The organism is Massilia sp. Mn16-1_5 (genome assembly GCF_004798585.1).
Classification (GTDB): Bacteria; Pseudomonadota; Gammaproteobacteria; order Burkholderiales; family Burkholderiaceae_D; genus Telluria.
The window spans coordinates 1-22,975 of record NZ_PPXQ01000031.1; the positions used below are offsets into that span (position 1 = coordinate 1).

The 22,975-nt window shown below is 66.3% G+C and carries 21 protein-coding genes and 1 pseudogene; 12 read left to right on the plus strand and 10 right to left on the minus strand.

Annotated elements, in window-relative coordinates:
• The 5 genes and pseudogenes from C2862_RS25430 to C2862_RS23915 form a co-directional block, all read left to right on the plus strand.
• Positions 1–590: pseudogene (locus C2862_RS25430) on the plus strand (hypothetical protein); the annotation flags it as partial.
• 76 nt (positions 591–666) lie between these two features.
• Complete coding sequence (locus C2862_RS23900) at positions 667–1,116, plus strand: hypothetical protein (RefSeq protein WP_136223384.1); 450 nt, start codon at positions 667–669, stop codon at positions 1,114–1,116.
• A complete protein-coding gene (locus C2862_RS23905) occupies positions 1,113–1,796 on the plus strand; it encodes a C39 family peptidase (RefSeq protein ID WP_136223386.1) in 684 nt (227 codons plus the stop codon). Before C2862_RS23900 ends, C2862_RS23905 begins: the two co-directional genes overlap by 4 nt.
• Positions 1,797–1,804: 8 nt before the next feature.
• Positions 1,805–2,323, plus strand: coding sequence for a hypothetical protein (locus C2862_RS23910; RefSeq protein WP_136223388.1), 519 nt, complete (start codon positions 1,805–1,807; stop codon positions 2,321–2,323).
• A gap of 24 nt (positions 2,324–2,347) precedes the next feature.
• On the plus strand, positions 2,348–3,751 hold the full coding sequence (locus C2862_RS23915) for an acetate kinase (protein ID WP_136223390.1): 1,404 nt from the start codon (positions 2,348–2,350) through the stop codon (positions 3,749–3,751).
• 29 nt (positions 3,752–3,780) lie between these two features.
• Here the strand turns inward: C2862_RS23915 and C2862_RS23920 are convergent, their stop codons facing one another.
• Both C2862_RS23920 and C2862_RS23925 read right to left on the minus strand, forming a co-directional pair.
• The gene (locus C2862_RS23920) at positions 3,781–5,631 is read right to left on the minus strand and encodes a glycosyltransferase family 2 protein (protein WP_136223392.1); all 1,851 of its coding nucleotides are present in this window, start codon (positions 5,629–5,631) and stop codon (positions 3,781–3,783) included.
• Between the two features lie 412 nt (positions 5,632–6,043).
• On the minus strand, positions 6,044–7,219 hold the full coding sequence (locus tag C2862_RS23925; RefSeq protein ID WP_136223394.1) for a 4-hydroxybenzoate 3-monooxygenase: 1,176 nt from the start codon (positions 7,217–7,219) through the stop codon (positions 6,044–6,046).
• Positions 7,220–7,344: 125 nt separating this feature from the next.
• Between C2862_RS23925 and C2862_RS23930 the strand changes: the two genes are divergently transcribed.
• The gene (locus C2862_RS23930; RefSeq protein WP_136223396.1) at positions 7,345–8,271 is read left to right on the plus strand and encodes a helix-turn-helix domain-containing protein; all 927 of its coding nucleotides are present in this window, start codon (positions 7,345–7,347) and stop codon (positions 8,269–8,271) included.
• A gap of 12 nt (positions 8,272–8,283) precedes the next feature.
• On the opposite strand, the gene leuD is transcribed toward C2862_RS23930, so the two are convergent.
• The 3 genes from leuD to C2862_RS23945 are packed head-to-tail and all read right to left on the minus strand — an operon-like array spanning position 8,284 to position 11,293.
• Complete coding sequence (gene leuD / locus C2862_RS23935; RefSeq protein WP_136223398.1) at positions 8,284–8,922, minus strand: 3-isopropylmalate dehydratase small subunit; 639 nt, start codon at positions 8,920–8,922, stop codon at positions 8,284–8,286.
• A complete protein-coding gene (leuC, locus tag C2862_RS23940) occupies positions 8,919–10,316 on the minus strand; it encodes a 3-isopropylmalate dehydratase large subunit (RefSeq protein ID WP_136223400.1) in 1,398 nt (465 codons plus the stop codon). Before leuC ends, leuD begins: the two co-directional genes overlap by 4 nt.
• Before the next feature lie 17 nt (positions 10,317–10,333).
• A complete protein-coding gene (locus C2862_RS23945) occupies positions 10,334–11,293 on the minus strand; it encodes a tripartite tricarboxylate transporter substrate binding protein (protein ID WP_136223402.1) in 960 nt (319 codons plus the stop codon).
• Between the two features lie 120 nt (positions 11,294–11,413).
• Between C2862_RS23945 and C2862_RS23950 the strand changes: the two genes are divergently transcribed.
• Complete coding sequence (locus tag C2862_RS23950; protein ID WP_136223404.1) at positions 11,414–12,346, plus strand: LysR family transcriptional regulator; 933 nt, start codon at positions 11,414–11,416, stop codon at positions 12,344–12,346.
• Between the two features lie 392 nt (positions 12,347–12,738).
• Here C2862_RS23950 and C2862_RS23955 read toward each other — a convergent pair whose 3' ends face one another.
• Positions 12,739–13,908, minus strand: a complete 1,170-nt coding sequence (locus C2862_RS23955) for an IS110 family transposase (RefSeq protein WP_136223406.1) — start codon at positions 13,906–13,908, stop codon at positions 12,739–12,741.
• Between the two features lie 272 nt (positions 13,909–14,180).
• Positions 14,181–14,954: an IclR family transcriptional regulator C-terminal domain-containing protein gene (locus C2862_RS23960; RefSeq protein ID WP_136223408.1), complete on the minus strand. Its 774-nt coding sequence runs from the start codon at positions 14,952–14,954 to the stop codon at positions 14,181–14,183.
• Between the two features lie 142 nt (positions 14,955–15,096).
• On the opposite strand from C2862_RS23960, the gene pcaH reads away from it, so the two are divergent.
• Genes pcaH through pcaD form a run of 4 tightly spaced genes read left to right on the plus strand, consistent with a single transcriptional unit; the run spans position 15,097 to position 19,008 of the window.
• Positions 15,097–15,789 carry a protocatechuate 3,4-dioxygenase subunit beta gene (gene pcaH, locus C2862_RS23965; RefSeq protein WP_136223410.1) on the plus strand — a complete coding sequence of 231 codons (693 nt, stop codon included), beginning with the start codon at positions 15,097–15,099 and terminating at the stop codon, positions 15,787–15,789.
• Positions 15,790–15,799: 10 nt separating this feature from the next.
• Complete coding sequence (locus C2862_RS23970) at positions 15,800–16,321, plus strand: protocatechuate 3,4-dioxygenase (RefSeq protein WP_136223412.1); 522 nt, start codon at positions 15,800–15,802, stop codon at positions 16,319–16,321.
• A gap of 22 nt (positions 16,322–16,343) precedes the next feature.
• The gene (pcaB, locus tag C2862_RS23975) at positions 16,344–17,738 is read left to right on the plus strand and encodes a 3-carboxy-cis,cis-muconate cycloisomerase (RefSeq protein WP_136223414.1); all 1,395 of its coding nucleotides are present in this window, start codon (positions 16,344–16,346) and stop codon (positions 17,736–17,738) included.
• 7 nt (positions 17,739–17,745) lie between these two features.
• Positions 17,746–19,008 (plus strand): 3-oxoadipate enol-lactonase, encoded by a 1,263-nt coding sequence (gene pcaD, locus C2862_RS23980; protein WP_136223416.1) that lies wholly within the window; start codon positions 17,746–17,748, stop codon positions 19,006–19,008.
• Between the two features lie 106 nt (positions 19,009–19,114).
• Here pcaD and C2862_RS23985 read toward each other — a convergent pair whose 3' ends face one another.
• Entirely contained in the window at positions 19,115–20,068 is a 954-nt protein-coding gene (locus C2862_RS23985; protein WP_136223418.1) for a PDR/VanB family oxidoreductase, read from the minus strand.
• A complete protein-coding gene (locus tag C2862_RS23990) occupies positions 20,065–21,108 on the minus strand; it encodes an aromatic ring-hydroxylating dioxygenase subunit alpha (RefSeq protein ID WP_136223420.1) in 1,044 nt (347 codons plus the stop codon). The genes C2862_RS23985 and C2862_RS23990 overlap by 4 nt, the downstream gene beginning before the upstream one ends.
• A 134-nt stretch (positions 21,109–21,242) precedes the next feature.
• Here C2862_RS23990 and C2862_RS23995 point away from each other — a divergent pair, with 134 nt between their 5' ends.
• On the plus strand, positions 21,243–21,740 hold the full coding sequence (locus C2862_RS23995) for a MarR family winged helix-turn-helix transcriptional regulator (protein WP_229467582.1): 498 nt from the start codon (positions 21,243–21,245) through the stop codon (positions 21,738–21,740).
• Positions 21,741–21,779: 39 nt separating this feature from the next.
• On the opposite strand, the gene C2862_RS24000 is transcribed toward C2862_RS23995, so the two are convergent.
• Complete coding sequence (locus C2862_RS24000; protein ID WP_136223422.1) at positions 21,780–22,961, minus strand: ABC transporter substrate-binding protein; 1,182 nt, start codon at positions 22,959–22,961, stop codon at positions 21,780–21,782.
• Positions 22,962–22,975: the final 14 nt, after the last annotated feature.

Genomic DNA, 22,975 nt, shown 5'->3' on the forward strand with positions numbered 1-22,975 from the left:
CGGGCGGTGCGGGTGGTGCGGGCGCGGCCGGCGGTGCAGGCGGCACGGCAGGTTCGGGCGCCACCGCGTCGAACACCTCGGGTGCGGGCGCAGCGGGCGGCACGGCCACCGGCGGCACCGGCGGCGCAGGCGGCTCGGCAACGGCCGGCACCTCGACCGGCGGCGCAGGCGCGGCAGCCGGCGCGGGTGGCGCAGGCGGCTCGACCGGCATGGCCTCGAACACCGGCGGCGCAGGTTCCTCGGGCGGCGCAGCGACCTCGGGTAGCGCCACCAGCGGCACGGCAACCTCGGGCACCGCGACGGCCGGCACCGGCGGCGCAGGCGGCAGCGGCGGCACCGGCACCGGCGGCATGGGCGGCGCCAGCGGCGCCAACACCGCGGGCACCGCCACCGGCGGCGCAGGCGGCGCGGCCACCGGCGGCGCGGGCGGCACCAACACCGTGAACGCAGGCGCCTTCGACATGTCGAACACCATGACCAACGTCGGCCAGTCGGCTGCCGGCGTGACGGTCCTCAGCCAGAACAACGGCTTCTCGTCCCTGATCCAGCAAAGCGTCAACGTCCAGAGCAACCTGGCCGTCGGCCCCTAAGCTGCCTCGCGTAATGGTGTAACCGGACTGCCGCGCCTGCCATGGCGCGGCAGTTTTCCGGATTCAGGGAGAGACGATGAACACGATTTTCGCAATGCGCAGGCCCTTCCAGGCTTGCACCCTCGCTCTGGCAGCCAGCTTCGCAGGCCAGGCGGGCGCCGCCGAACCGGTCGCGCTGGCACCCGAACAGATCGGCAAGCCGGTCATCGCCGGCGTCGAACAGCTGTTTGCGGCAGCTCCCGCGCCGCGGCAGGAGAATCACACCCTTTCCATCGGCGGCCAGCAGGTCGAAGCCGTCGATCTCGGCACGCTCGAACACCAGCGTGGCCGCGAAGACACGGTCCGCCAGGACACCAAGCTCAACGGCGACGTGGCGAACAACAGCGCCATCAACGTGCAAACCGGATCGAACTCGATCGATACCGGCTCCTTCGCCAACATGTCGGGCATCCCGGTCGTGATCCAGAACAGCGGCGCCAACGTCCTGATCCAGAACGCCACCGTCATCAACCTGCAGTTCCAATGAAACGCGGTCTGTTTGCCTGCACCATTGCGCTCCTGCTCGGCACCGCCGCCGCGCAGGCGGCCGAACTTTCCCTGCCGAGCGGCATGCGCGTCGGCAGCATGCCCGTCAAGAGCATGAAGGACTTGCGCTTCCAGGCCACCCAGCGCCAGCAGTACGACTTCAGCTGCGGCTCGGCCGCGCTGGCCACGCTGCTGACCCACCACTACGGCACGCCGACGACGGAACAGGACGCCTTCCAGGCCATGTTCACGACGGGCGACCAGCAGAAGATCCGGCGCGAAGGCTTTTCGCTGCTCGACATGCAGCGCTTCCTGAAAAGCCGCGGCTTCACGGCCAACGGTTTCCAGCTGCCGCTGGATAAACTGATCGAAGCGAAACTGCCCGCCATCGTGCTCGTCTCCGACAACGGCTACCACCATTTCGTCGTCGTGAAAGGCGCACAGGACGGGCGCATCCTGATCGGCGACCCGTCGCGCGGCACGCGCCTGATGGCGCGCGAGCGTTTCGAGTCGATCTGGGCCAACCGGATCCTGTTCGTGATCCACGAAAGTCCGGTCAAGCCCGGATTCAACCTGGCGGCCGACTGGCGCAACGCGCCGCGTGCACCGCTCGACGAAGGGGCTCTGCGCTCGCTCGACAGCATCTACGGGCTGCCGAAGTTCGGCCCCGGCGAATTTTAAGGAATCCTATGCGCCTACTCCCTTTCCTGCCGCTCCTCCTGCTGTCGATGGCGGGCGCGGCCACGGCCTCGGCTGCGCCCGAGGCACCCGAGGCGCCGCCCGCGGGCTTCGACGCCGCCAACGCCGTCGACAGCGCCGCCCTCGACGAGGCGCGCGGCGGCTTCCTGACCGGCGACGGCCTGATGGTCAACCTGGGCCTGGAGCGCCTGGTCAGCATCAACGGCAACGTGGTCGAGCGCACCGAACTGCAGCTGGGCGATATCGGCAAGCTGACGCGCGGCGAGGCCAATCTGTCCGCCGACACGGTCGGCCAACTGCGCCTGATCCAGAACGGCGACGTGCGCAGCCTGGCCGGCAATGCCCAGAACCTGCTGGGCGGCACCATCATCCAGAATTCGCTGAACGACCAGCTGATCAAGAACCAGACCTCCATCAACGCCACCGTCAACACCGCCGGGATGTTACGTGCGCTCAATTTTGGGACAAGCCTGAATAATGCTTTGTCAACAGCCGTCGCACCCCGCTGACGGCCTACTTTCATGGAGAGATGTATGCGGACATTCCCGGCGCTAAGTGCTGGAGCACTCGCCGTCAGTGCAGCTTTCTGCGCCCTGCCGGCGCAGGCGCAATCGGTCGAGGAACTGGTCGAGCAGGTCAAGGCGATGCGCCAGCAGCTCGATGCGCAACGTGCGCGGATCGACGAGCTCGAGCGTGACGTGCGCACGGCGCGTACCGCAGCGCCGCAGCCAGCGCCGCAGCCGGCACCGGTCCAGCCGATCGTTCCAGTAAGCCAGGGCGAGCCGATGCTGGCCGGGGGCCTGGTCTCGCAGGACGTCCTCGCAGGCGCACGGGGCACCGGTACCGGCGCGCCGCAGCAGCCGGCCGCACCGGCGGCGCCCGTAGGCGGACCGGCCAGCGCGCCGACCGCGCCGACCAATACCGCCCCTGCCGCTGCCGCCAACACGGCTGCCGTCGGCCGTGCGCCGAGCGATAACGGCCGGCCACGCGAGGTCGCCCCGATCTTCGAGCAGCCGGGCGTGCTGACCCCGCGCGGCAAATACGTCTTCGAACCGGCCTTCCAGTACGCCTACTCGTCGAGCAACCGCGTGGCCCTGGTCGGCTACACCGTGATCCCGGCCCTGCTGATCGGCCTGGTCGACGTGCGCGAAGTGAAACGCAACACCAGCACCGCCACCGTGACCCTTCGCCGCGGCCTGACCAACCGCTTCGAGGTCGAGGCCAAGCTGCCCTACGTCTACCGCAGCGATGCCACCGTCAGCCGCGAAGTCTTTACCGGCACCGCGGTCGAGCGCGCTTTCGAGACCAGCGGCAAGGCGATCGGCGACGTCGAACTCGCCGGCCGTTACCAGCTCAACGACGGCGGCGCCGACAAGCCTTATTTCATCGCGGGCCTGCGCTACAAGTCGCGCACCGGCAAGGACCCGTTCGAAGTCACGACCGACTGCCAGCGCCGCTGCGTCGGCGAAAACATCACGGGCAGCGGCCTGCCGCTGGAATTGCCGACCGGTTCGGGCTTCCATTCGCTGCAGCCGAGCCTGACCTGGCTGTTCCCGTCCGATCCGGCCGTGTTCTTCGGCAGCTTCAGCTACCTGCACAACTTCAAGCGCGACGTCTCGCGCACCGTGCTGAACGGTGAGAAGGAGTCGCTTGGCGAAGTGGCGCCGGGCGGCGTGTTCGGCTTCAACTTCGGCATGGGCCTGGCACTCAACGACAAGGCCTCGTTCAGCGTCGGCTACGACCACAACTCGGTCGCACGCACCAAGCAGAACGGCGCCACGGTGCCCGGCTCGGTGCGCATGCAGCTCGGCACCCTGCTGATCGGCTACTCCTATCGCCTCAACAACAAGAAAACCCTCAGCGTGGCGGTCGGCGCCGGCCTGACGCGCGACACCCCGGACGTCACCCTGATGGTGCGGGTGCCGATGTCGTACTGAGTAGTTATTTTGTCTCACCGCGCGCGCCGTTATCCCGGCGCGCGCGACCCCGCTCCCTCGATTGCCATCACCTCCCTGAAAAAGGCCAGCAAGTCCGGCACGTGCGCGTCGAAGGAAAAGCGCGCACGCTGGGCCTCGACCCGCGCCCGCAGCGCGTCCAGCGCCGGCCGGTCACGCAGGCGCTGCGCCAGCTCGCCGATGCTGCGGTAGAACAGGCCGATTCCGAGCTCGCGCGCCAGGCTCTGCGTCGCCACGATGGCACCGTCGTTGTCGCGCTGGATCATCGGCAAGCCACCCGCCGCCAGCGTCGCCAGGCGCGCTGGATAGTTCAGGTCGTCCCAGTTGGCGCGCCGGATCTCGCCGCCGTTGGCGCTGTCGAAGGCGTGCAGCCAGCCGGCGTCGTAGCGCGAGAATTCGGTGCGCCAGCCGTCCTGCCCGACGTGCGAATGGAGGTGCAGGTGGCGCGGCGCCAGTTCGCGGCAGGTCCGGATCCAGTCGCGCCATTGCCCGTGCGTATAGTCGCCGTAGAAGTGCAGGTGCACGTCTTCCCGCGCCAGCTCCGCCACCTGGGGCGGATGCAGCCCGATCGGCCGTCCCGGCACCACGGTGTGGATCGCGCCGTCGCTGCTCGACAGGCGCGGCGTGCCTGGTCCTTCCAGGTAGCGCGCGAGCGGCAGGTCGCCGTCCAGCACGCAGGAAGGCCGGGTCACGGACAGGCCGGGAACGATGGCGTCGAGCCAGTCGCGCATCTCGGGGCTGCTGAAGATGCGCCCGTCTGCCCGCCGGTACAGGGCCAGCAATTGCGGCCAGCAACCTTTCTCGATGCAGATGAAGGGTCCTTCCTTGAAATGCCAGACGAACGGAATCCCCGGCGTCGCCTCCATCACTTCGTGCACGAAGGGCACCGCCTGCCAGTTCAGCAAACCGTAGATGAGGTCGGGCGCGATGCGCCGCACGGCGCCGCGCCAGTCTTCGAACGGCACTTCCTCGACCCGGCCGAAGGGCAACGGTCCGACCGTGTTGAACCAGTAGGGCTGGCGCATCCACAAGCCGTACAGGCGATGGCCGGCGGCTTCGAGCGCCAGCACGCGCTCGGCGTTGTAGGCCAGTTCGCCTGCCAGCAGGATCCTGAGGCCATTGGCCGCGGGCGCGACGGCCGCTTGCTCGCGCAGGACGCGGTACTGCCCCAGCTCGTCGATCGCATTCCCGACCGAGCTGTGAAAGCGCAAGGGGACGCCGACCCGGTAATGCTGGCGAAAGGGATTGATGCCGCCAAACGGCTCCCGCATCAGCTTGTGCCGTTGCATCGGATGGTCGACCCACTCGCAACTCAGCTGCCCGGTGCCCACAAAAGGACCCAGACTGCGCAGGCGGCTCCAGAACAGGCGCTCGAGATCGTCGGACTCGAGCTCGGCACGCTCGATCCAGCGCGCGCGACCGGCACGGTGCGCGCACTGCACCAGTTGCAGCCAGGATCCCGGAATGGCTCCCTCGGCGCTGCGGTTGTAGTGATGGCGCAGGTGTGAATAGGCCAGCACGGCCTCGGGGTGCGCATCGAGCGTCGCCACCAACTGCGCGAGGTGCTCGCGGTAGAGCACGTCGTCGCTCGGCAGGTAGGCGATGAGCGGCGCCTGCGCGGCATCGAGGCCGGCGTTCAAGGCCCGTCCCAGTCCCTCGTTGCGTTCGTGCCGGATGACGCGCAAGCGCGGGTCCTCGCGCCAGGGCGCCAGGGCGGACTGTGTGGCCGGCGAGGCGCCGTCGTCGATGACGATGGCTTCCCAGTCGCCCAGCGATTGCGCGAACAGGCTCGCCAGCGCGCGCGGCAGGAAGGCCTCCTGCTCGTAGGTCGGCATCAGGACGCTGACAGCGGGTGCAGGCATGGAAGGCGGCCCATCGTTGAGATGGATCGAGCTTACGTCTGCCTTCCCCCCGGCGCTTGCGGCGCATCAGCCGTCGCCACGGAACTGTTCAGTTGTTGACGAGGGGGTTTTACACCGATTTACGCGACCGCCTCGAACCAGGCCAGCCGCGCGCCCCCAGGTCCCGGCTAGACTTTGCCTGGACACCCGTTCAGCGACATGAGGAAATCTTATGGAAACGCCCGCGCTCGTCGCAACCCTGGCGGAACGCGCCCGCCTGGTGCTGCAATACGGCATCCACCATGCCTACGACCTGTTCATTCGCCCCCATTTACCCGCTCCCGCGACCTACCATCGGACGCCCGAGCGGGCAGCGCGACGGCGCGCCCTTCATGTACGGCACCTTTCCCGGCGTCCAGCCCGACCGGCTGGGTCACGCAGGCTGGAACGCCCCCACGTAGTTCTCGGCCAGCGCCGTGCGCATCGCCCGCGACGCCACGACGTTCTCGAGTTCCGCGCGCTGGATGCGGCGCTCGAAGGGAGAGGCATCGGCAAAGGTGTGTAGCAGGCGCGTCATCCACCACGAGAAGTACTCGGCGCGCCAGACACGTTTCAGGGCCGCTTCCGAATAGCCGTTCAGTCCGTCTTCCGTGCCCTGCTTGTAGAAGGCGTCCAGCGCCTGCGCCAGGATGCGCACGTCGGAGATCGCGAGGTTCATGCCCTTGGCCCCGGTCGGCGGCACGATGTGGGCGGCGTCGCCGGCCAGGAACAGGCGGCCATGGCGCATCGGGGCGCAGACGAAACTGCGCATGCCGATGATGCCCTTCTGGAAGATCTTGCCCTCCTTTAGCTTCCAGCCGTCATTGTGCTCGAGGCGCGCATGCAGCTCGGACCAGATGCGGTCGTCCGACCAGTGTTCGACCTTGTCGTGCGGGTCGCACTGGAAGTAGAGGCGCTGCACCGTCGGCGAGCGGGTACTGACCAGGGCGAAGCCGCGCTCGTGCTGGGCGTAGATCAGTTCGTCCGACGAAGGCGCGGACTCGACCAGGATGCCGAACCAGCCGAAGGGATACACGCGCTGGAAGTCCTCGCGCGTCCCCGGCGGGAACATCGGGCGCGAAACGCCATGGAAGCCGTCGGCGCCAATGACGAAATCGGCATCGATGCGCTGCGCCTCGCCGCCCTGCGTGAAGGTGACCGATGGCGTGGCCGTGTCGATGTCGTGCAGCGCCACCTCGCTCACCTCGAAGCGCAGGTCGCCGCCCGCCGCCAGGCGCGCCGCCACCAGGTCGATGATGACCTCGTGCTGCGGATAGACGGTGATGGCACGGCCCGTCAGCTCGGTGAGGTCGATGCGGTGGCGCTCGCCGCCGAAGGCGAACTCGAAGCCGTGGTGCAGCGCCCCTTCGCGCCGCATGCGCTCGCCGACGCCGGACTCGTTGAGGATGTCCATGCTGCCCTGTTCAAGCACGCCGGCGCGGATGGTCGCCTCGATGTCGGCGCGGCTGCGCATCTCGAGCACGATCGATTCGATACCCTGCAGGTGCAGCAGGTGGGAAAGCAGAAGGCCGGCCGGGCCGGCGCCGACGATGGCGACCTGGGTGCGCATGATGATGTCTCCGTTTCTAGGTTGTTGACATCATCCTATTCCCGGCGCGGCCCAATATGAATGGATCAAACCAGAAAAAACTTGTACTATTTTTTCATTCGCTCCCTGACCCGCGCTTACGTACCATGCCAGCCATCTTCTCCGCCCTGCCTTCCACCGTCCCTGAATTCGCCCTCTACGGCGAAGCCACACGGGGCAAGGATGCGGAAGCGGTCCACATCGAGCTGATCGAGACACGCAGCCGCAAGTACGACTGGCACATCGGCACCCACACCCACGCCGGCCTGTTTCAGGTACTTTTTTTACTTGGCGGACAGGTTCGCGCGAACATCAACGGCGACCTGTGGGCCTGCGACGGGCCGGTGGCGCTGACCATCCACCCCTCCCTGCCGCACGGCTTCGACTTTTCGGAGGAAGCCCACGGCTACGTGCTGACCGTGGACCAGAACATGCTGTTCGCCGCGAGCGGCCACGAGGGCGACCTGTTTGCTCCGCTGTTCGTGCAGCCGCTGGCGATCGGCCTGGGCGCCGCGCCCGAGCTGCTGGCGCGCATCGAGGCCCTGCTGCAAAACCTGATCTTCGAGGCCGCCTGGCCGCGCCACGGCCACGCCCTGATGCTCGAGTGGCTGGCGCGCAGCGCGCTGCTGATGCTGGTGCGGGTGCAGGCTGAATCGCGCATCCTCGAGAGCTCGGGGCGCGGCGACTTCGAACTGTTCTCCCGCTTCCGGGTCGAGGTCGAGCGCCATTACAAGGAACAATGGCAGGTCGGACAGTACGCCGACTTGCTGCGCGTGGCGCCGGCGCGCCTGAACCGCCTGTGCCTGAAGCTGGCTGGCAAATCCGCCTTCGAGATCACCCAGGAGCGGCTGATGCTCGAGGCCTGCCGCAAGCTGACCTATGTGCCTGCGGGGGTTGCCAGCATTGCCTACGAGCTGGGCTTCCAGGATCCGGCCTATTTCAGCCGGCTGTTCAAGAAGCTGGTGGGCATGACGCCGAAGGAATACCGGCAGCAGGCTGTCGGCAAGGCGGAGGGCGTCGGCGACGCCCCCTGAAGACGGTTTCGCTCAGGCCGCCTGCCCGTCGAGCCGGGCGCGTGCACGCGCGGCCACGTCCGCCAGCCACGGATTGTCCTCGCGCCATTTGGTGGCGAAGGCTTCGATGGCGGGCAGGTGCAGCAGCGAAGCGCCCAGCATGTCGAGGCCGTCCATGAACATGCGGCGATGGCGCTCGCTGAGCGTGAAGCGCGCCGTGCCGATGACGCTCGTCACTTCGAGCCGCTCGACGTCGATACGCAGCTGCAGCGGTCCTTCCTGCGCGAACAGCTGCTCCATGTAGGCTGGCGGCACGGTCGCCAGCATCAGGCCGTTGTTCATGGCGTTCGAATAAAAAATCTCGCCGAAGCTGGGCGCCACCACGGCTTTCACGCCGAACTGCTGCAGGCCCCAGACGGCGTGCTCGCGGCTCGACCCGCAGCCGAAGTTGGCCCCGCCCAGCAGGATCGGCGCATGCGCGCAGGCCGGCTGGTTCAGCACGAAGTCGGCACGTGGCTTGCCGGCCGCATCAAAACGCAGGTCATAGAAGACGCCGCGGTCCAGGCCGGCCTTGTCGATGCCGCGCAGGAACTGCTTCGGCATGATCTGGTCGGTGTCCAGGTTGGCGATCGGGAGCGGCGCGGCGACTCCCTCGATGATGGTGTGCTTCATACTTCCTCCAGCAGGCTGCGGACGTCGGTGATCTTGCCGGTCACCGCGGCGGCGGCGGCCATGGCCGGGCTCATCAGGTGGGTAATCGCTCCCCTGCCTTGTCTCCCTTCGAAATTGCGGTTGGTGGTCGAGGCGCAGCGGGTGCCGGGCGCCAGCACGTCGTCGTTCATGGCCAGGCACATCGAGCAGCCGGGTTTGCGCCACTCGAATCCGGCCGCGATCAATTGCGCCGCGATGCCTTCGCGCTCGGCCTGCTCGCGCACCGCGCCAGAGCCGGGCACGACCATCGCACGCACGCCGGGCGCCACCTTGCGCGTACCGACCACTTCGGCTACCGCGCGCAAGTCCTCGATGCGGCCGTTGGTGCAGGAGCCGATGAAGACGTGCTGGACGTCGACACCGGCGATCGGCATGCCGCTCGCCAAACCCGCGTACTGCAGCGCCCGCGTGTCGGAGGCGTCGCGCGCGGCCGGCACCAGGCTCGTGACCGGCATCGCCTGGTCGGGACTCGTGCCCCAGGTGACGATCGGCGCCAGCTCGGCGGCGTCAAAAACGTGTTCGACGTCGAAACGGGCATCCGGATCGGAGGCCAGCAGGCGCCAGCGCGCTTGTGCCCGCGCGCGCAGGTCGGCGTCGCCGGCCAGGTCCGGGCAGTGCTCGAGCACGTAGCGCAGCGCTGTCTCGTCGGGCGCGATCAGGGCGCCGCGCGCACCCGCTTCCACCGCCATGTTGCACACAGTGAAGCGCGCCTCGATGCTGAGCGCATCGATGGTCGAGCCGCAGAACTCGACCACATAGCCGCGCGCGCCCTGGGCGCCGATGCGCGCGATCACCATCAGCACAAGGTCCTTGGCCGTGGTGCCCGGCGGCAGCGCGCCGTCGATGCGGATGCGCATGTCGCCGGCCAGGCGGTAGACCAGGGTTTGCGTCGCCAGCAGGTGCTCGACCTCGGTGGTGCCGATGCCGAAGCCCAGTGCGCCGAGGGCGCCGTAGGTCGTCGTGTGGCTGTCGCCGCAGATCACCACCATACCGGGACGGATCATGCCGTGTTCCGGGGCGATCACGTGTTCGATGCCCTGGAAGCGGTCGTTGGTGTCGAACAGCGGGATGCCATGGCGCTCGCCGTTGCGTTTGAGGTTGCTGGCCTGAAGGGCCGAGTCGCCGTCCTGGATGATCCGCAGCTTGTCGGCATGGGTCGGGATGATGTGGCTGACGGTGGCCACGTTCTGGCCTGGATACAGGGTCTTCAGGCCGCGTTCGTGCAGGCCGGCAAAGGCTTGCGGGCTGGTGTACTCGTTCATCAGGTGCAGGTCGGCGTACAGCAGGACGTTATCGGCGTCCAGTTGCACGACGGTGTGTGCGTCCACCAGCTTGCGGTATAGGGTCTTGCTCATGTCGGTTTTCTCGATGCTTAGTCGGCGGTGATGCCGCGGTCCTTGATCAGCTTGCCCCAGGAAACGAGTTCCTGCGACAGGCGCCCCTGGGCCTGGGCGGGGGTCGATGGAATCGGGTCGAAGCCGTCCTTCACCAGCTTGTCCTTCAACTGCGGCGAGTTCAGGGCCTTGTTCAGTGCGGCATTCAGCTTGTCGACGATGGGCTGCGGCGTGCCTGCCGGCGCGAAGGCGATGAACCAGGTTTCGAAGCTGTAGCCGGTCGCACCCGACTCCTGCAGGGTCGGCACGTTCGGCAGCAGCGGCGAACGCTTCGGTCCGGTGACGCCGATCGCGCGCAGCTTGCCGCCGTTCACGTGCGGCACCACCGCCGACAGCACCGGGAAACTCATGTCGACCACGCCGGCCATGGTGTCGACCAGGGCCGGGCCGCCGCCTTTATAGGGAATGTGCGCGATGTCGGCGCCGGTCACGTCCTTGAACAGTTCGGCCGACATGTGGAAAGTGCTGCCCGGTCCGGCCGAACCGTAGGTGTACTTGCCCGGCTTCGCCTTGACCGCGGCCAGCAGTTCCTTCGTGTCCTTGCCCGGGAAGGCCGGGTTGACGACCAGTACGTGCTGCGAGGTGGCGATCATGCCGACCGGCGCCAAGTCCTTCAGCGTGTTGTAGGGCATTTTCGCGAACAGCGAGGGATTGATGGCGAGCGACACGGTCTGGACGCCGATCGTATAGCCGTCGGGCGCGGCCTTGGCGACGGCGTCGACACCGATGTTGCCGCCCGCACCCGCCTTGTTCTCGATGTACAGGGTGCCGCCCAGGGCCTTCGCCCATTCGTCGCCGATGCGGCGCGCCACGATGTCGGCGCTGCCGGCCGGGGCGTAGGGCACGATCAGGCGGATCGGGCGCGAGGGATAGTTGTCGGCCTGGGCAAACGTCGAGATGGCGGCGGCAAAGGCTAGCAGGGCAAGTTTGATCTTCATGTCTCCTCCGATGGATGGAATGCGTCGTTTCCGGATCGCTGCCGGATATCAACATCATATTCAATATTTGAACCCGTATAATGAATATTCATTTACTTGATTCGGTCGCTGGAGTTATGAATGGATGGACTCGACGATGTGTCCTTTTTTGCCGTGGTGGTGAAGCGCGGCAGCCTGGCCGCCGCCGCCCAGGAACTCGGCATCACGCCGCCGGCCGTGAGCAAGCGGCTGGCCGCGATCGAAGCGCGCCTGCGCGTGCGTCTGCTGAACCGCACCACCCGGCGCATGAGCCTGACGCCGGAGGGCGAAACCTGGCTGGGCGAAGGCGGACGCCTGGTGGCCGAACTGGAAGCGCTGGAGCGCAAGATCTCGGGCGGCAGCGTCGTGCCGCAGGGGCTATTGCGCATCAACGCCACGCTCGGCTTCGGACGCAAGCACATCACGCCGGAACTGTCGCGCTTTGCCCTGGCCTACCCGGAGGTCGAGGTGCAGATGCAGCTGAGCGACCGCCCGGTCAACCTGGTCGAGCAGGCCTTCGATCTGGCGATCCGCTTCGGCGAGCAGCTCGATTCGCGCATCACGGCACGCAAGCTGGCCGACAACCGGCGCTTCCTGTGCGCCTCTCCCGCCTACCTCGCCGCCCACGGCACACCGGCCGCGCCGCGCGACCTGCACGCGCACAGCTGCATCGTGCTGCGTGAAAGCGACGAGATCTACGGCAGCTGGCAGTTCCGTTCGGGGGCGAGACAAGAAACCGTCAAGGTGCGCGGCCCCTTGAGCACGAACGACGGCGAAGCGGCCCTGTCCTGGGCGCTGGACGGCCATGGGATCGTACTGCGCTCGGAATGGGATGCGGCGCCCTACCTGCGTTCGGGGCGGCTGCAGCTGGTGCTCGAAGAATGGGATGCGCCGCCGGCCGATATCTATATTCTGTTTCCGACCAAGAGCCATTTGCAGGCGAAGACGCGGGCGATGGTGGATTTCATGCTGGAGGCGTTCGAGGATCGGCGGCGAAGCGAGAGGACACGGGGGGCGGGGGATTTGCTGTGGTGATCGGCAAGCGTCAGCGGCGGCGTGTAAACGGGTCCGATCGCGGATTCGGCCGCAACGCCGTCGCGTATCACCGCGTGGACTGCGCATACCGCGCGGCAGTTCATCTCGTAACGGTGGAGCAGTCCACCCTTCTATGATGCTTTTCAAGTGAGTCTCGGCGATCGTAGTCCTTCTGTTCCTTTACTCTTGCTTGCGTTAAAGCTCTCGGTCATCCATTCGGGAGACATTGGCGTCTCACCACCTTCTATCCGTTGGGCTAGCTGCCCAACCCAATCCTGCATACGCGCTGCGCTCAGGTGACCTTGTTAAGACGAACCCCATCTACTATGGTCGGCTGTTGGTTCGACAGCCAGGGTGGACTGCGGGTTCGCAAGCTTCAAGCAACTTCCAACTCAAACCATCTTCGCTTTCAATTCGGCGCCCTCGGGCACCAGGGCGTCTTTCAGGTATCGCCACAGCGCGATGACCAGCTTGCGGGCAACGGCAACGATGCCGACGCGCTTGCCGCGCTTTCCTGCGGCCGGGTCGATGCTGCCGCTACCGGTTCGTCGGAGGAACCAGCGCGTTAGTGCACTGCCGGGCTGATGGCGTATCCACATCCACGCCATTTCGATGAGCAGGGCACGCACTCGTCGGTTGCCCTGCTTGCTGATGCCTTGGTCGATCCTGCTCTGACCACTGTCGTAAGGTTGAGGCACTAGCCCGACGCAGCTGCCGACCTGCCTGGCGTTGTCGAAGTGGCGCCAGAATAATTCGAGCACCAGGCGGTGTGCGCCGACCGGGCCGATACCGCGTAGTCGCTGCAGCGTCGTTGCCGATTGCGCTGCTGCTGGAGGCAACTGCTGCGGTAAGCTCGCTTCCAGTTCCTTGAGCTGGCGAGCCGCTAACGCGAGCCGCTGACATTCCAAAATCAGGCGCTGTCGCAGGTACTGCGGCAGCGCAACGCCGTTATGGCATGTGATGGCATTGCGCTCGAGCTGCTCGGCAAATCCCGGCCCGATACGGATCCAGCACCCGACCGTGCGCAGCAGTTTGCAAATCCGATCGCGGTGCTGCCCGACTTCTTTCTGCAGCTGACCTCGATCGCGTACCAGATGACGCATGTCCTCGGCTTCCGCCGTCGGGACGCGTACCGCGTGGAGCCGGTCGCGTTCGCCGCGCAGCCAGCCACGCAAACACGACATCAGACGTATCGCGTCGAGCCGGTCGGTCTTGGCACGTCGCGCCTGGCGCTCAACCGGGATGCTCGCCGGGTCGACGACGACGACTTCATATCCCTTTTCTTGTAGTGCCCGAGCAATCCAGAAAGCGTCCTGCCCAGCCTCGTACAGAACGACGGTCCTGCACGAGGAAGGCAGCCGCCACTGGCGCTTGGCGTCCTCCACCAAGGCCACCGCTTCGTCCAGCCGCTCGGCGGCGCCTTCCTGCTTGGTCGTGTGCACTGCCGGGCGCGCATGCGTGTCGTCCTGAAGCGCCACTTTCCAGTGCTTGCTCGCAAGTTCGAGCGCCACTGTCAAAATCGAATTGGCGGACGTAGAATCTTGAGTGTGAGCCGGTTGCATGTCGTTCTCCTAAATCTGCGTTTCGAACTCTCAGGTTAGGACTCGATCTGCCAATCGGCTCACTTTTTTTTCATCATAGGATCTACGTGCACGGCAATCCACCTCGTAACTCAACGAGCCACGAATCGTAGGGGTTATCGGGGCCAATGGCCTCGATGACGGATTCACCGGACTGCTTAATCTTTACAAGTAGCGCCGTCGCACGGCATGCGCAGTCCACGCGTCGATACGCGACCTGAACAAGCCAGCAAACGCACGGCACCCGCGAAAACTCAAAGCAATGCCCCTAACTCCACCTGAATCTTGATCATCGCCGGCAAACAGCGCTCCACCATCTGCTCGATCGGCAAGCGTCCGGCATGCACGCTGACGTTCATCGCCGCCACCACGTCCCCGCGAAAATTCTTTACCGGCACGGCAATCGTGCGCAAGCCCAGCTCCAGTTCCTGGTCGACCAGCGCATACCCTTGCGCCCTTGCCCGCGCGATCTCCAGCGCCAGGCGCTCACGGTTGACGATGGTGTGCTGGGTGATCGCTTCCGGATGCGCGCGCTCGAGGAAGGCGTCGATCTGCCCCTGCGGCAGACTGGCCAGCAGCATGCGGCCATTGGCCGTGCAATAGGCGGGTACACGGGTGCCCGGCTGCAGGGTTGCCGAGACCAGCTGGCCGGCGCTGACTGCGGCCACGCAGACCAATTGGTCGTGGTCGAGCACGCCGACCGAGGCCGCCTCTCCCAGCGAATACGCCAGCCGATACAGCAGCGGCTGGGCGATGCGCGGCAGGCGCGCCGAGTGCAGGTAGCTCTGGCCCAGGCGCAGCACGGCCGGCGTCAGCGAAAACAGTTTATTCTCGTGGCGCATGTAGCCGAGATGGGTCAGCGTAATCAGGTAGCGGCGCGCGGCGGCGCGGGTCAGGCCGGTGGCCTCGGCTACTTCGGCAATCGTCAGGCGCGAGCGTTCCTGGTCGAAGGCTTCGATCACCTTCAACCCCTTTTCGAGGCCGGCGACGAGGTCGCGTTCGAGCGGCGAGTCGGTTTCCGTGGTCATTGCTGCAAATAGTCGAGGATTTGTGCGAGTATCGCACATATTGTGCGCACTGCGGACGAAGCAGCACCGGCACCGCTTGTAGGGACGATAAGGCTGGCCTACCATTTTCGGCATCGACAAGATCCACTTGAGGAGACACGCCGTGAAATTCGATGCCATCGAGCCGGGCATTTATCCCGAACTCATCTATCCCGCCTATAAATCCACCGTCAAGCGCGGACCGACCCAGCCGGCCCTGCGCATCGAGGCGCCGGTGCCGACCAGCCAGAACATCGTCGCGACGCCGCGCATCCTGCTGCCGCACGATACGGATCTCACCGCCCATGGCGAGAGCGAGCCGCTGGGCGAGAAGATCGTCGTCACCGGCCGCGTCGTCGACGAGGACGGCAAGCCGGTGCGCAATTCGCTGGTCGAAGTCTGGCAGGCGAACTCGGCCGGCCGCTACTGGCACAGCCGCGACCAGCACGCCGCGCCGCTCGACCCGAACTTTTACGGCTTGGGCAAGATGCTGACCGACGAGGAAGGCCGCTACCGCTTCGTGACGATCAAGCCCGGCCCCTACCCCTGGGGCAACCACGACAAGGCCTGGCGCCCTGCGCACATTCACTTCTCGCTGTTCGGCAATGTCTATGCCCAGCGCCTGGTGACCCAGATGTATTTCCCGAGCGATCCGCTGTTCGCCTACGACCCGATTTTCCAGAGCGTGCCCGACGAAGCGGCCCGCCAGCGCCTGATCTCACGCTTCAGTCTCGAAGAAACGGTCGGCGGCGAAATGCTCGGCTACGAATTCGACATCGTCCTGCGCGGACGCAACGCCACGCCAATGGGCCTGTAAGGAGAAGACAATGTCCAAGATCACCACCTCGCAAACCATTGGCCCCTTCTCGCACGAAGCCTGGCAATGGGCGGTCGACGCCTGCATCCCGGGCCACCTGAAAACCACGGGCGAGACCGTGCTCGTCACCGGCAACATCTTCGACGGCGACGGCGCGCCAATCAACGACGCCCAGATCGAAGCCTGGACGCCGGACGGTGCGGCGCTCGAGCCGGAGCAGCTGATCCCGGGCTTTCGCCGCGTGCCGAGCGGTGCCGACGGCGAATTCAGCCTGCGCGTCTCGAAGCCCGATGCGGCCAAGCCCGGCGAGCCGCTGATGTACGTGACCGTGTTCGCGCGCGGCCTGGTGCTGCACCAGTTCACCGCCGTCTTCTTGGAAGACGACCCCGGCCTGGCCGACTCGAGCATCCTGAACCAGGTGCCGGAAGCGCGCCGCGCGACCCTGCTTGCGCGCCGCACGGGCGACGGGCAATATCACTGGGATATCCGGATGCAGGGCGAAGCGGAAACCGTTTTCTTCGACTACGCATGACCGGCCTGGATCGGGAGACTCTGTGAGCGTATCGATTTTCGACAGCTTTCTTACCACCTCCGAGATGATCGCCGTGTTCGACGACGCGGCGGTCGTCGACGCCATGTTTCGCTTCGAGGCGGCGCTGGCGCGTGCCCAGGCCGAGGAAGGCCTGATCCCGCCGGCCGCCGCAAGCGCCATCGCGGGCGTCTGCAAGGCCGAGCTGTACGACATCCCGGCCCTGATTCATGCCGGCCGCCGCGCCGGCAGCCTGGCGATCCCTTTGGTGAAGGAATTGACCCGCACCGTCGCCCTCTACGACGAAGAAGCGGCGCGCCATGTGCACTGGGGCAGCACCAGCCAGGACGTGATCGACAGCGCGATGGTGCTGGTCACGCGCGAGGCCTTGCAGCTGCTGGACGCGGGTCTGAAGGAACTGAGCGGGCACCTGTTCAAGCTCGCCGGCGACCATCTCGCCACCCCGGTACTGGCGCGCACCCTGATGCAGCCGGCCCAGGTGACGAGCTTCGGCTTCAAGCTGGCCGGCTGGCTGGCGCCGCTGGTGCGCGCCCGGATTGCCCTGCGCACGGCCGCCGAACGCGCCCTGCAGCTGCAGCTGGGCGGCGCGGTGGGCACCCTGTCCGTCATGAAGGACAAGGGCGCGCCGGTCGCCACGCGCATGGCAGCAACGCTCGGCCTGCGGGTGGCCGACGCCGCCTGGCATACCCAGCGCGACGAGTGGGTCCGGCTCGGCATGGAAGTGGCGGTCCTGGTGGGCAGCCTCGGCAAGCTCGCCACCGACCTGAGCCTGATGGCCCAGGGCGAGATCGCCGAACTGGCCGAACCTTCGGGCAACGGCCGCGGCGGCTCCTCGGCGATGCCGCACAAGCGCAATCCCGTCTCGAGCATGATCGCCCTGGCCGCGGCGCGCCGCACGCCCCAGCATGCGGCGGGGTTGCTGTCCTGCATGGACCAGCAGCACGAGCGGGGCCTGGGCAACTGGCAGGCGGAACTGGCCGAATGGCCGCCCTTGTTCCTCTCGGCCCACGGCGCCTTGCGCGCATTGAACGATGCCTTCGCGGACCTGAATGTCGACCGCGAGCGCATGCTGGCGAATATCGCGGCCCAGCACGGCCTCGTGTTCGCCGAAAGCGCCTCCGGCTATCTCGCCGGCGCCATCGGCCGTCCGAAGGCCCATGCGCTGCTCGAAGGCCTGACCCGGCGCGTCACCAGCGAAGGCAAGCCGCTCGACGCGCTGCTGCGCGAGACCATCGAGGCCGATCCGCAGCTCGCCGCGCAGGTCGACCTGCAGCAGCTCGCCTCGTTGTTCGATCCGGTCGCCGCTTCGGAACCGGCACGCACCCTGGCCGAAAGTCAGCTGCAGGCCCTGCGCAGCCAGATGGCCGAACTGGACGCCACCCACCCTTACACTACCTAGAGGACGCATGAGTTTCGATCCCATTGACCACGATTTCGAACGCGGCCTGCAGAACCGCCGCAGCGTCCTTGGCGACGCCTGGGTCGACCGTTCGATCAACAACGCCAACAGTTTCAACGCCGACTTCCAGAACCTGATCACGCGCTTTGCCTGGAACGAGATCTGGGGCCGGCCCGGCCTGGAACACAAGATGCGGCGCGCGATCGTCCTGTCGATCACGACCGCGCTCGGACGCTGGGAAGAATTCGAACTGCACGTGCGCGCGGCCCTGCTCGGCGACGCGGACAGCCGCCTCACGCCCGACGAGATCAAGGAAATCCTGATGCAGTCGGCGATCTACGCCGGCGTGCCGGCCGCGAACACGGCGTTTGCCCACACGCTGGCGATCCTGCGCGACGTCGGCGAACAGATCGGCTACACGCTGGAACCCACGGCGCCCGGTTCGGTGGCGCATTCCGGCATCGGACGCGAAGGCCGCACGGCCAGCTCCCCTGCCCTGCACTACAGCGTGCGCGAGCCGAGGAACGGCAAGGCGCCGCGCCACACGGTCGTACTCAGCCACGCGCTTGGCTGCGACCTGACGATGTGGGATGCGCTGGCCAATCAGCTCGCGCTTGAGAACCGCGTGATCGCCTACGACCACCGCGGCCACGGCAGTTCGGATGCGCCGGACGCGCTGTATGCGATGAGCGACCTCGCCGACGACGCCGCGCGCCTGCTGCGCGAACTCGATACGGGACCGGTGGTCTGGGTCGGCCTGTCGATGGGCGGCATGGTCGGCCAGGAGCTGGCGCTGCGCCATCCTTCGCTGGTACGGGCGCTGGTGCTGGCGAATACGACCAGCGGCTACCCGGAAGCGGCGCGCGCGGTGTGGGAACAGCGTATCGCGACCGTGCGTGCGGACGGGATCGAGGCGATTGCGGATGCGGTCATGGGGCGTTACTTCCATGACGCCTTCCGTGCGCAAAAGGCGGCCACGGTGGCGCGCTTCCGGCGCCGGCTCGTCACCACCGACGCCGTCGGCTATGTGGGCTGCTGCGAGGCGGTGGGCAAGGTCGATACGGGCTCGCGGCTCGGGCAGATCGGCGTGCCGACGCTGGTGATTGCAGGTGAACTCGATCAGGGCACGCCGGTACCCATGGCGCAGGCGCTGGCCGACGGTATTCCGGGCGCGAAGCTCGAGGTATTGAAGGAGGCGTCGCACCTGAGTGCGGTCGAGCAGCCGGAAGGCTTTGCCCGCCTGGTCGCGGACTTCGTCGCCGAACTGTAAGCCCCGTAGGGTGGGCGCCCCGTGCCCACCGGATGGGACGCATCCGTTTGAATGCGCCAATGATGCGTCTTTCGCATTGCGGTGGGCACAGGGCGCCCACCCTACGTCACAAGTCCAGCACCAGCACCTTCGACTTCGAGCGCGAGCAGCACGGCGTAAACTGGTCGTTCGCCGCCTGCTCTTCCTCGGTCAGATACATGTCGCGGTGATCCGGCACGCCTTCCAGCACACGGGTCAGGCAGGTCCCGCACACGCCCTCCTCGCACGAATACGGCACCTCGACGCCGGCATCGAGCAGCACCTTGATCACCGTCTGCCCCGGCGGCACCGTCACCACCTGGCCGCTGGACGCCAGCTTGACGTCGAAGGACTGGTCGCCGGTGGTGTCCACCGCCGCCGCGCTGAAGTACTCCACGTGCAGCTGCGCTTGCGGCCAGCCCTGCGCCTTGGCGGTATCCAGCACATACGAGATGAAGCCCTGTGGACCGCAGACGTACAAATGCGTGTCCGGCTCCGGCTTGGCCAGCAGCGCCGCCATGTCCAGCTTCTGGGCCGCGTCACCGCTGTCGTAGTGGAAGTGGACCAGGTCGCGCAGGTGCGATTCGCCCAGTCTTTCCTTGAACGCCGCCTTTTCCGGCGAGCGCGCGCAGTAATGCATCTCGAAGGCGGCGCCCCTGGCAGCCAGGGTCTCGGCCATCGCCAGGATCGGCGTCACGCCGATGCCGCCAGCCAGCAGCAGCGTGCGTTTGGCGTCGACCAGCGGAAAGTGGTTCTTCGGTTCCGAGATGGTGAGCGTGGAGCCGACGTCGATCCGGTCGTGCATCGCTTCCGAGCCGCCGCGCGAATCGGCGTCGCGCAGCACGCCGATCTGGTAGCGGTGGGTCTCGCCCGGCGCATTGCAGAGCGAGTATTGGCGGATGAGATTGTTCGGCAGGTGGACGTCGACGTGGGCGCCGGCCTCGAAACCGGGCAGCGCAGCGCCGTCGACGCGCACCAGCTCGTAGCTGCAAATGCCGTCGGCCTCGTTGTGCTTGCCGGCGACGCGAACCTCGATAGTCATGGCGCAAACTCCTTCATCTGTTCTTTCGACAGCCACTGGTCGATGATGCGGCGCGACTGCACGCCGCCGGCGTCGATGTTCAACATCAGGAGCTTGCGCTCCGGGTGGCGCAGGATGTTCTGCTGCTGCAGTTCCAGCATCTCGCGGTCCTCGCCGAAAATCTTGCCCTGGCCTTCGCGGATGGTCTCCGTCAGCTCGGCATCCTGCGGCTTGAAGTTGCGCGCCATGCCCCAGAAGTACCAGTGCGACGTTTCGGTCTCGGGCGTGATGAAGTCGACCACGATCGAGGATGCTTTATGTTCCGCCGGTGCGTGGTAGCCGCCCTTGCCCGCATGCGCGACGCCGACCTCGATCATCACGTGGCTGGGCGCATTGAAGCGGCAGATCTGCCAGCGGTCGACCGGCACGTCGTCGGCCAGGCCGTTGCCGCGCAGGGCCGCCTGCCAGAACGGCGGCGGCATGATGTTTTCCATGAAGCGGCTGGTGACCACCTGCTCGCCCTCCACTTTGGTCGTGACCGGCGCCTCGTCGATTTCCTTCTGGCCAATGGAGGACGCGTGGACATAGGTTTCGTGGGTCAAATCCATCAGATTATCGACCATCAGGCGGTAGTCGCAGTTGATGTGGTACAAGCCGCCACCGTAGGCCCATTCCGGATTCTCGGCCCATTCGAGATGGTGGATGGTGGCCGGGTCGGCCGCTTCCTTGTCGCCGGTCCAGACCCAGATGAAGCCGTAGCGCTCTTCGACCGGATAGCTGCGGATGCAGGGGAAGCCGCGCACGCGCTGGCCCGGCATGCTGATGGCCTTGCCTTCGCAGCCCATTTCCAGGCCGTGGTAGCCGCAGACCAGGTTACCGTCGCGCACGAAGCCGAGCGAGAGCGGCGCGCCGCGGTGCGGGCAGAAATCCTCGACCGCGGCGACCTTGCCCTCTTTTCCGCGATAGAACACGATTTTTTCGCCGCAGATCTGGCGGCCGAGCGGCTTGCCTTCGATTTCGTCAGGGGTGCAGGCCACGTACCAGGCATTCTTTGGGAACATCTTGTCTCCTCCTTGTTTTGTGTGCGATATTCAGTGTACTGAATGTGAGAAAAGTATCACGCGTTTGACGTACGAAGTAAACTGTATTTTCAAACTTTCTTGATGGTGCAGCGCACCACATTATTCGAAGAAATATGCCTGCAGAAAAAGCACATGATGGCCCGGGCGCGATGCTCGATTTGTATAACCACCCCGGCCACTTGCTGCGGCGGGCACAGCAGATTTCGGTGTCGATTTTTTACGACGAAATGGGCAATGAACTGACGCCTGTTCAGTACGCGATCCTCAGCCGGCTGGCCGAGCATCCGGGCATCGACCAGGTCTCGCTCGCGGGCCTGGCGGCGATCGATACCTCGACCGGGGCGACCGTATGCGCGCGGCTGGAAGAAAAGGGATTGCTGGAACGGCGTGTGATTCCGCATAACCGGCGCCAGCGCGCGCTCAGCATCACGCAAACGGGACAGGCCCTGCTCGATGCGTTAGTGCCCGGCGCGCAGCGGCTCCGGGAGCGGCTGCTCGAACCCTTGAGTGTGCAGGAGCAGCAGGTATTCATGTCGCTGCTCGCCAAGCTGGTGCACGAGAACAACGAGCAGAGCCGGGCACCGCTGGCGGTGCCCGTGGTCGACAAATAGTCCGGCCTTGCCGGGGACGGAACCCCGGCAGCGTCATTCTTACTCGACGCCCGGATCCTTGAACTTCTCGACCTTGTCGAACTCGACGTTGTACACGCCGCCATCGACCTGCTCGGCCTTGCGGATGTAGACCGTCTGCACGATGTCGCGGGTGGCCGGGTCGATCGTGACCGGGCCGCGCACGCTGGTCCAGGACTGGCCCTTCATCGCTTCCAGCAGGGCCGGTCCGTCGCTCTTGCCACCGGTCTTCTTCAGCGCCGCGTACAGCAGGTGCATGCCGTCATACGCTCCGACGGCGTGGAAGTTCGGGCGCATGTTCTTGTTCGCCTTGGTGAAGGCGGCAACGAATGCCTTGTTTTCCGGCGACGGATGCGCGGCCGAATAATGGTGGCTGCTGACCACGCCCAGCGCCGCGTTGCCGATGCTCGGCATCAGGTCGTCGTCCAGCACGTCGCCGGTGGCGATCAGCTTGATGCCGGCCTGGGCCAGGCCGCGGTCGGTGAACTGCTTCAGCACGGCGGCGCCCTCGCCCGACGGCACGAACACGAACAGCGCATCCGGCTTGGCATCCTTCACGCGCGCCAGGAAAGGCGAATAGTCGGGATTGCGCAGGGGTGCGCGCAGCGAGGCGACGATCTTGCCGCCGGCCGCGGTGAAGTCCTTCACGAACACCTTTTCGGCGTCGATGCCCGGACCGTAGTCGGAGACGAAGGTGACGACCGACTTGATCTTGTTCTTCGCGGCCCACTGCGCGATCGGCGCCGTCACCTGCGCCAGCGTGAAGCCGGTGCGCACGATGTAGGGCGAGCGCTGCGGGATCACCGAGGTGGCCGCGTTCATGACGATCATCGGCACCTTCGCTTGCGTCGCGATCGGCGCGGCGGCAAAGGCCAGCGGGGTCAGGCCGAAGCCGGCCAGCACCTGCACCTTGTCGCGGGCGATCAGTTCCTGGGCCAGGCGCTTGGTGACGTCAGGCGAGACGCCGCCGTCGTCCTTCAGGATGATCTGCACTTCGCGGCCTGCAACGGTGGCGCCGTTCTGCTGCATGAACAGCTTGACGGCGGCGTCGACCTGGCGGCCGGTGGAAGCGAAGGGGCCGGACATCGGGACGATGAGGCCGACTTTCAGGGGCTCGGCGGCGGTGGCCGAGTGTGCGATGCCGGCGGACAGCAAGGCGGCGCCGAGCAGGATGGTGCGGCGGGTTTTGTTCAGGTGGTTCAAGGTGTGTCTCCTCT

Coding starts and splice junctions, on each gene's coding strand:
- C2862_RS23900 (WP_136223384.1), top strand. CDS start 667: ATGAACACGATTTTCGCAATGCGCAGGCCCTTCCAGGCTTGCACCCTC.
- C2862_RS23905 (WP_136223386.1), top strand. CDS start 1,113: ATGAAACGCGGTCTGTTTGCCTGCACCATTGCGCTCCTGCTCGGCACC.
- C2862_RS23910 (WP_136223388.1), top strand. CDS start 1,805: ATGCGCCTACTCCCTTTCCTGCCGCTCCTCCTGCTGTCGATGGCGGGC.
- C2862_RS23915 (WP_136223390.1), top strand. CDS start 2,348: ATGCGGACATTCCCGGCGCTAAGTGCTGGAGCACTCGCCGTCAGTGCA.
- C2862_RS23920 (WP_136223392.1), bottom strand. CDS start 5,631: ATGCCTGCACCCGCTGTCAGCGTCCTGATGCCGACCTACGAGCAGGAG.
- C2862_RS23925 (WP_136223394.1), bottom strand. CDS start 7,219: ATGCGCACCCAGGTCGCCATCGTCGGCGCCGGCCCGGCCGGCCTTCTG.
- C2862_RS23930 (WP_136223396.1), top strand. CDS start 7,345: ATGCCAGCCATCTTCTCCGCCCTGCCTTCCACCGTCCCTGAATTCGCC.
- leuD (WP_136223398.1), bottom strand. CDS start 8,922: ATGAAGCACACCATCATCGAGGGAGTCGCCGCGCCGCTCCCGATCGCC.
- leuC (WP_136223400.1), bottom strand. CDS start 10,316: ATGAGCAAGACCCTATACCGCAAGCTGGTGGACGCACACACCGTCGTG.
- C2862_RS23945 (WP_136223402.1), bottom strand. CDS start 11,293: ATGAAGATCAAACTTGCCCTGCTAGCCTTTGCCGCCGCCATCTCGACG.
- C2862_RS23950 (WP_136223404.1), top strand. CDS start 11,414: ATGGATGGACTCGACGATGTGTCCTTTTTTGCCGTGGTGGTGAAGCGC.
- C2862_RS23955 (WP_136223406.1), bottom strand. CDS start 13,908: ATGCAACCGGCTCACACTCAAGATTCTACGTCCGCCAATTCGATTTTG.
- C2862_RS23960 (WP_136223408.1), bottom strand. CDS start 14,954: ATGACCACGGAAACCGACTCGCCGCTCGAACGCGACCTCGTCGCCGGC.
- C2862_RS23970 (WP_136223412.1), top strand. CDS start 15,800: ATGTCCAAGATCACCACCTCGCAAACCATTGGCCCCTTCTCGCACGAA.
- pcaD (WP_136223416.1), top strand. CDS start 17,746: ATGAGTTTCGATCCCATTGACCACGATTTCGAACGCGGCCTGCAGAAC.
- C2862_RS23985 (WP_136223418.1), bottom strand. CDS start 20,068: ATGACTATCGAGGTTCGCGTCGCCGGCAAGCACAACGAGGCCGACGGC.
- C2862_RS23990 (WP_136223420.1), bottom strand. CDS start 21,108: ATGTTCCCAAAGAATGCCTGGTACGTGGCCTGCACCCCTGACGAAATC.
- C2862_RS23995 (WP_229467582.1), top strand. CDS start 21,243: ATGCCTGCAGAAAAAGCACATGATGGCCCGGGCGCGATGCTCGATTTG.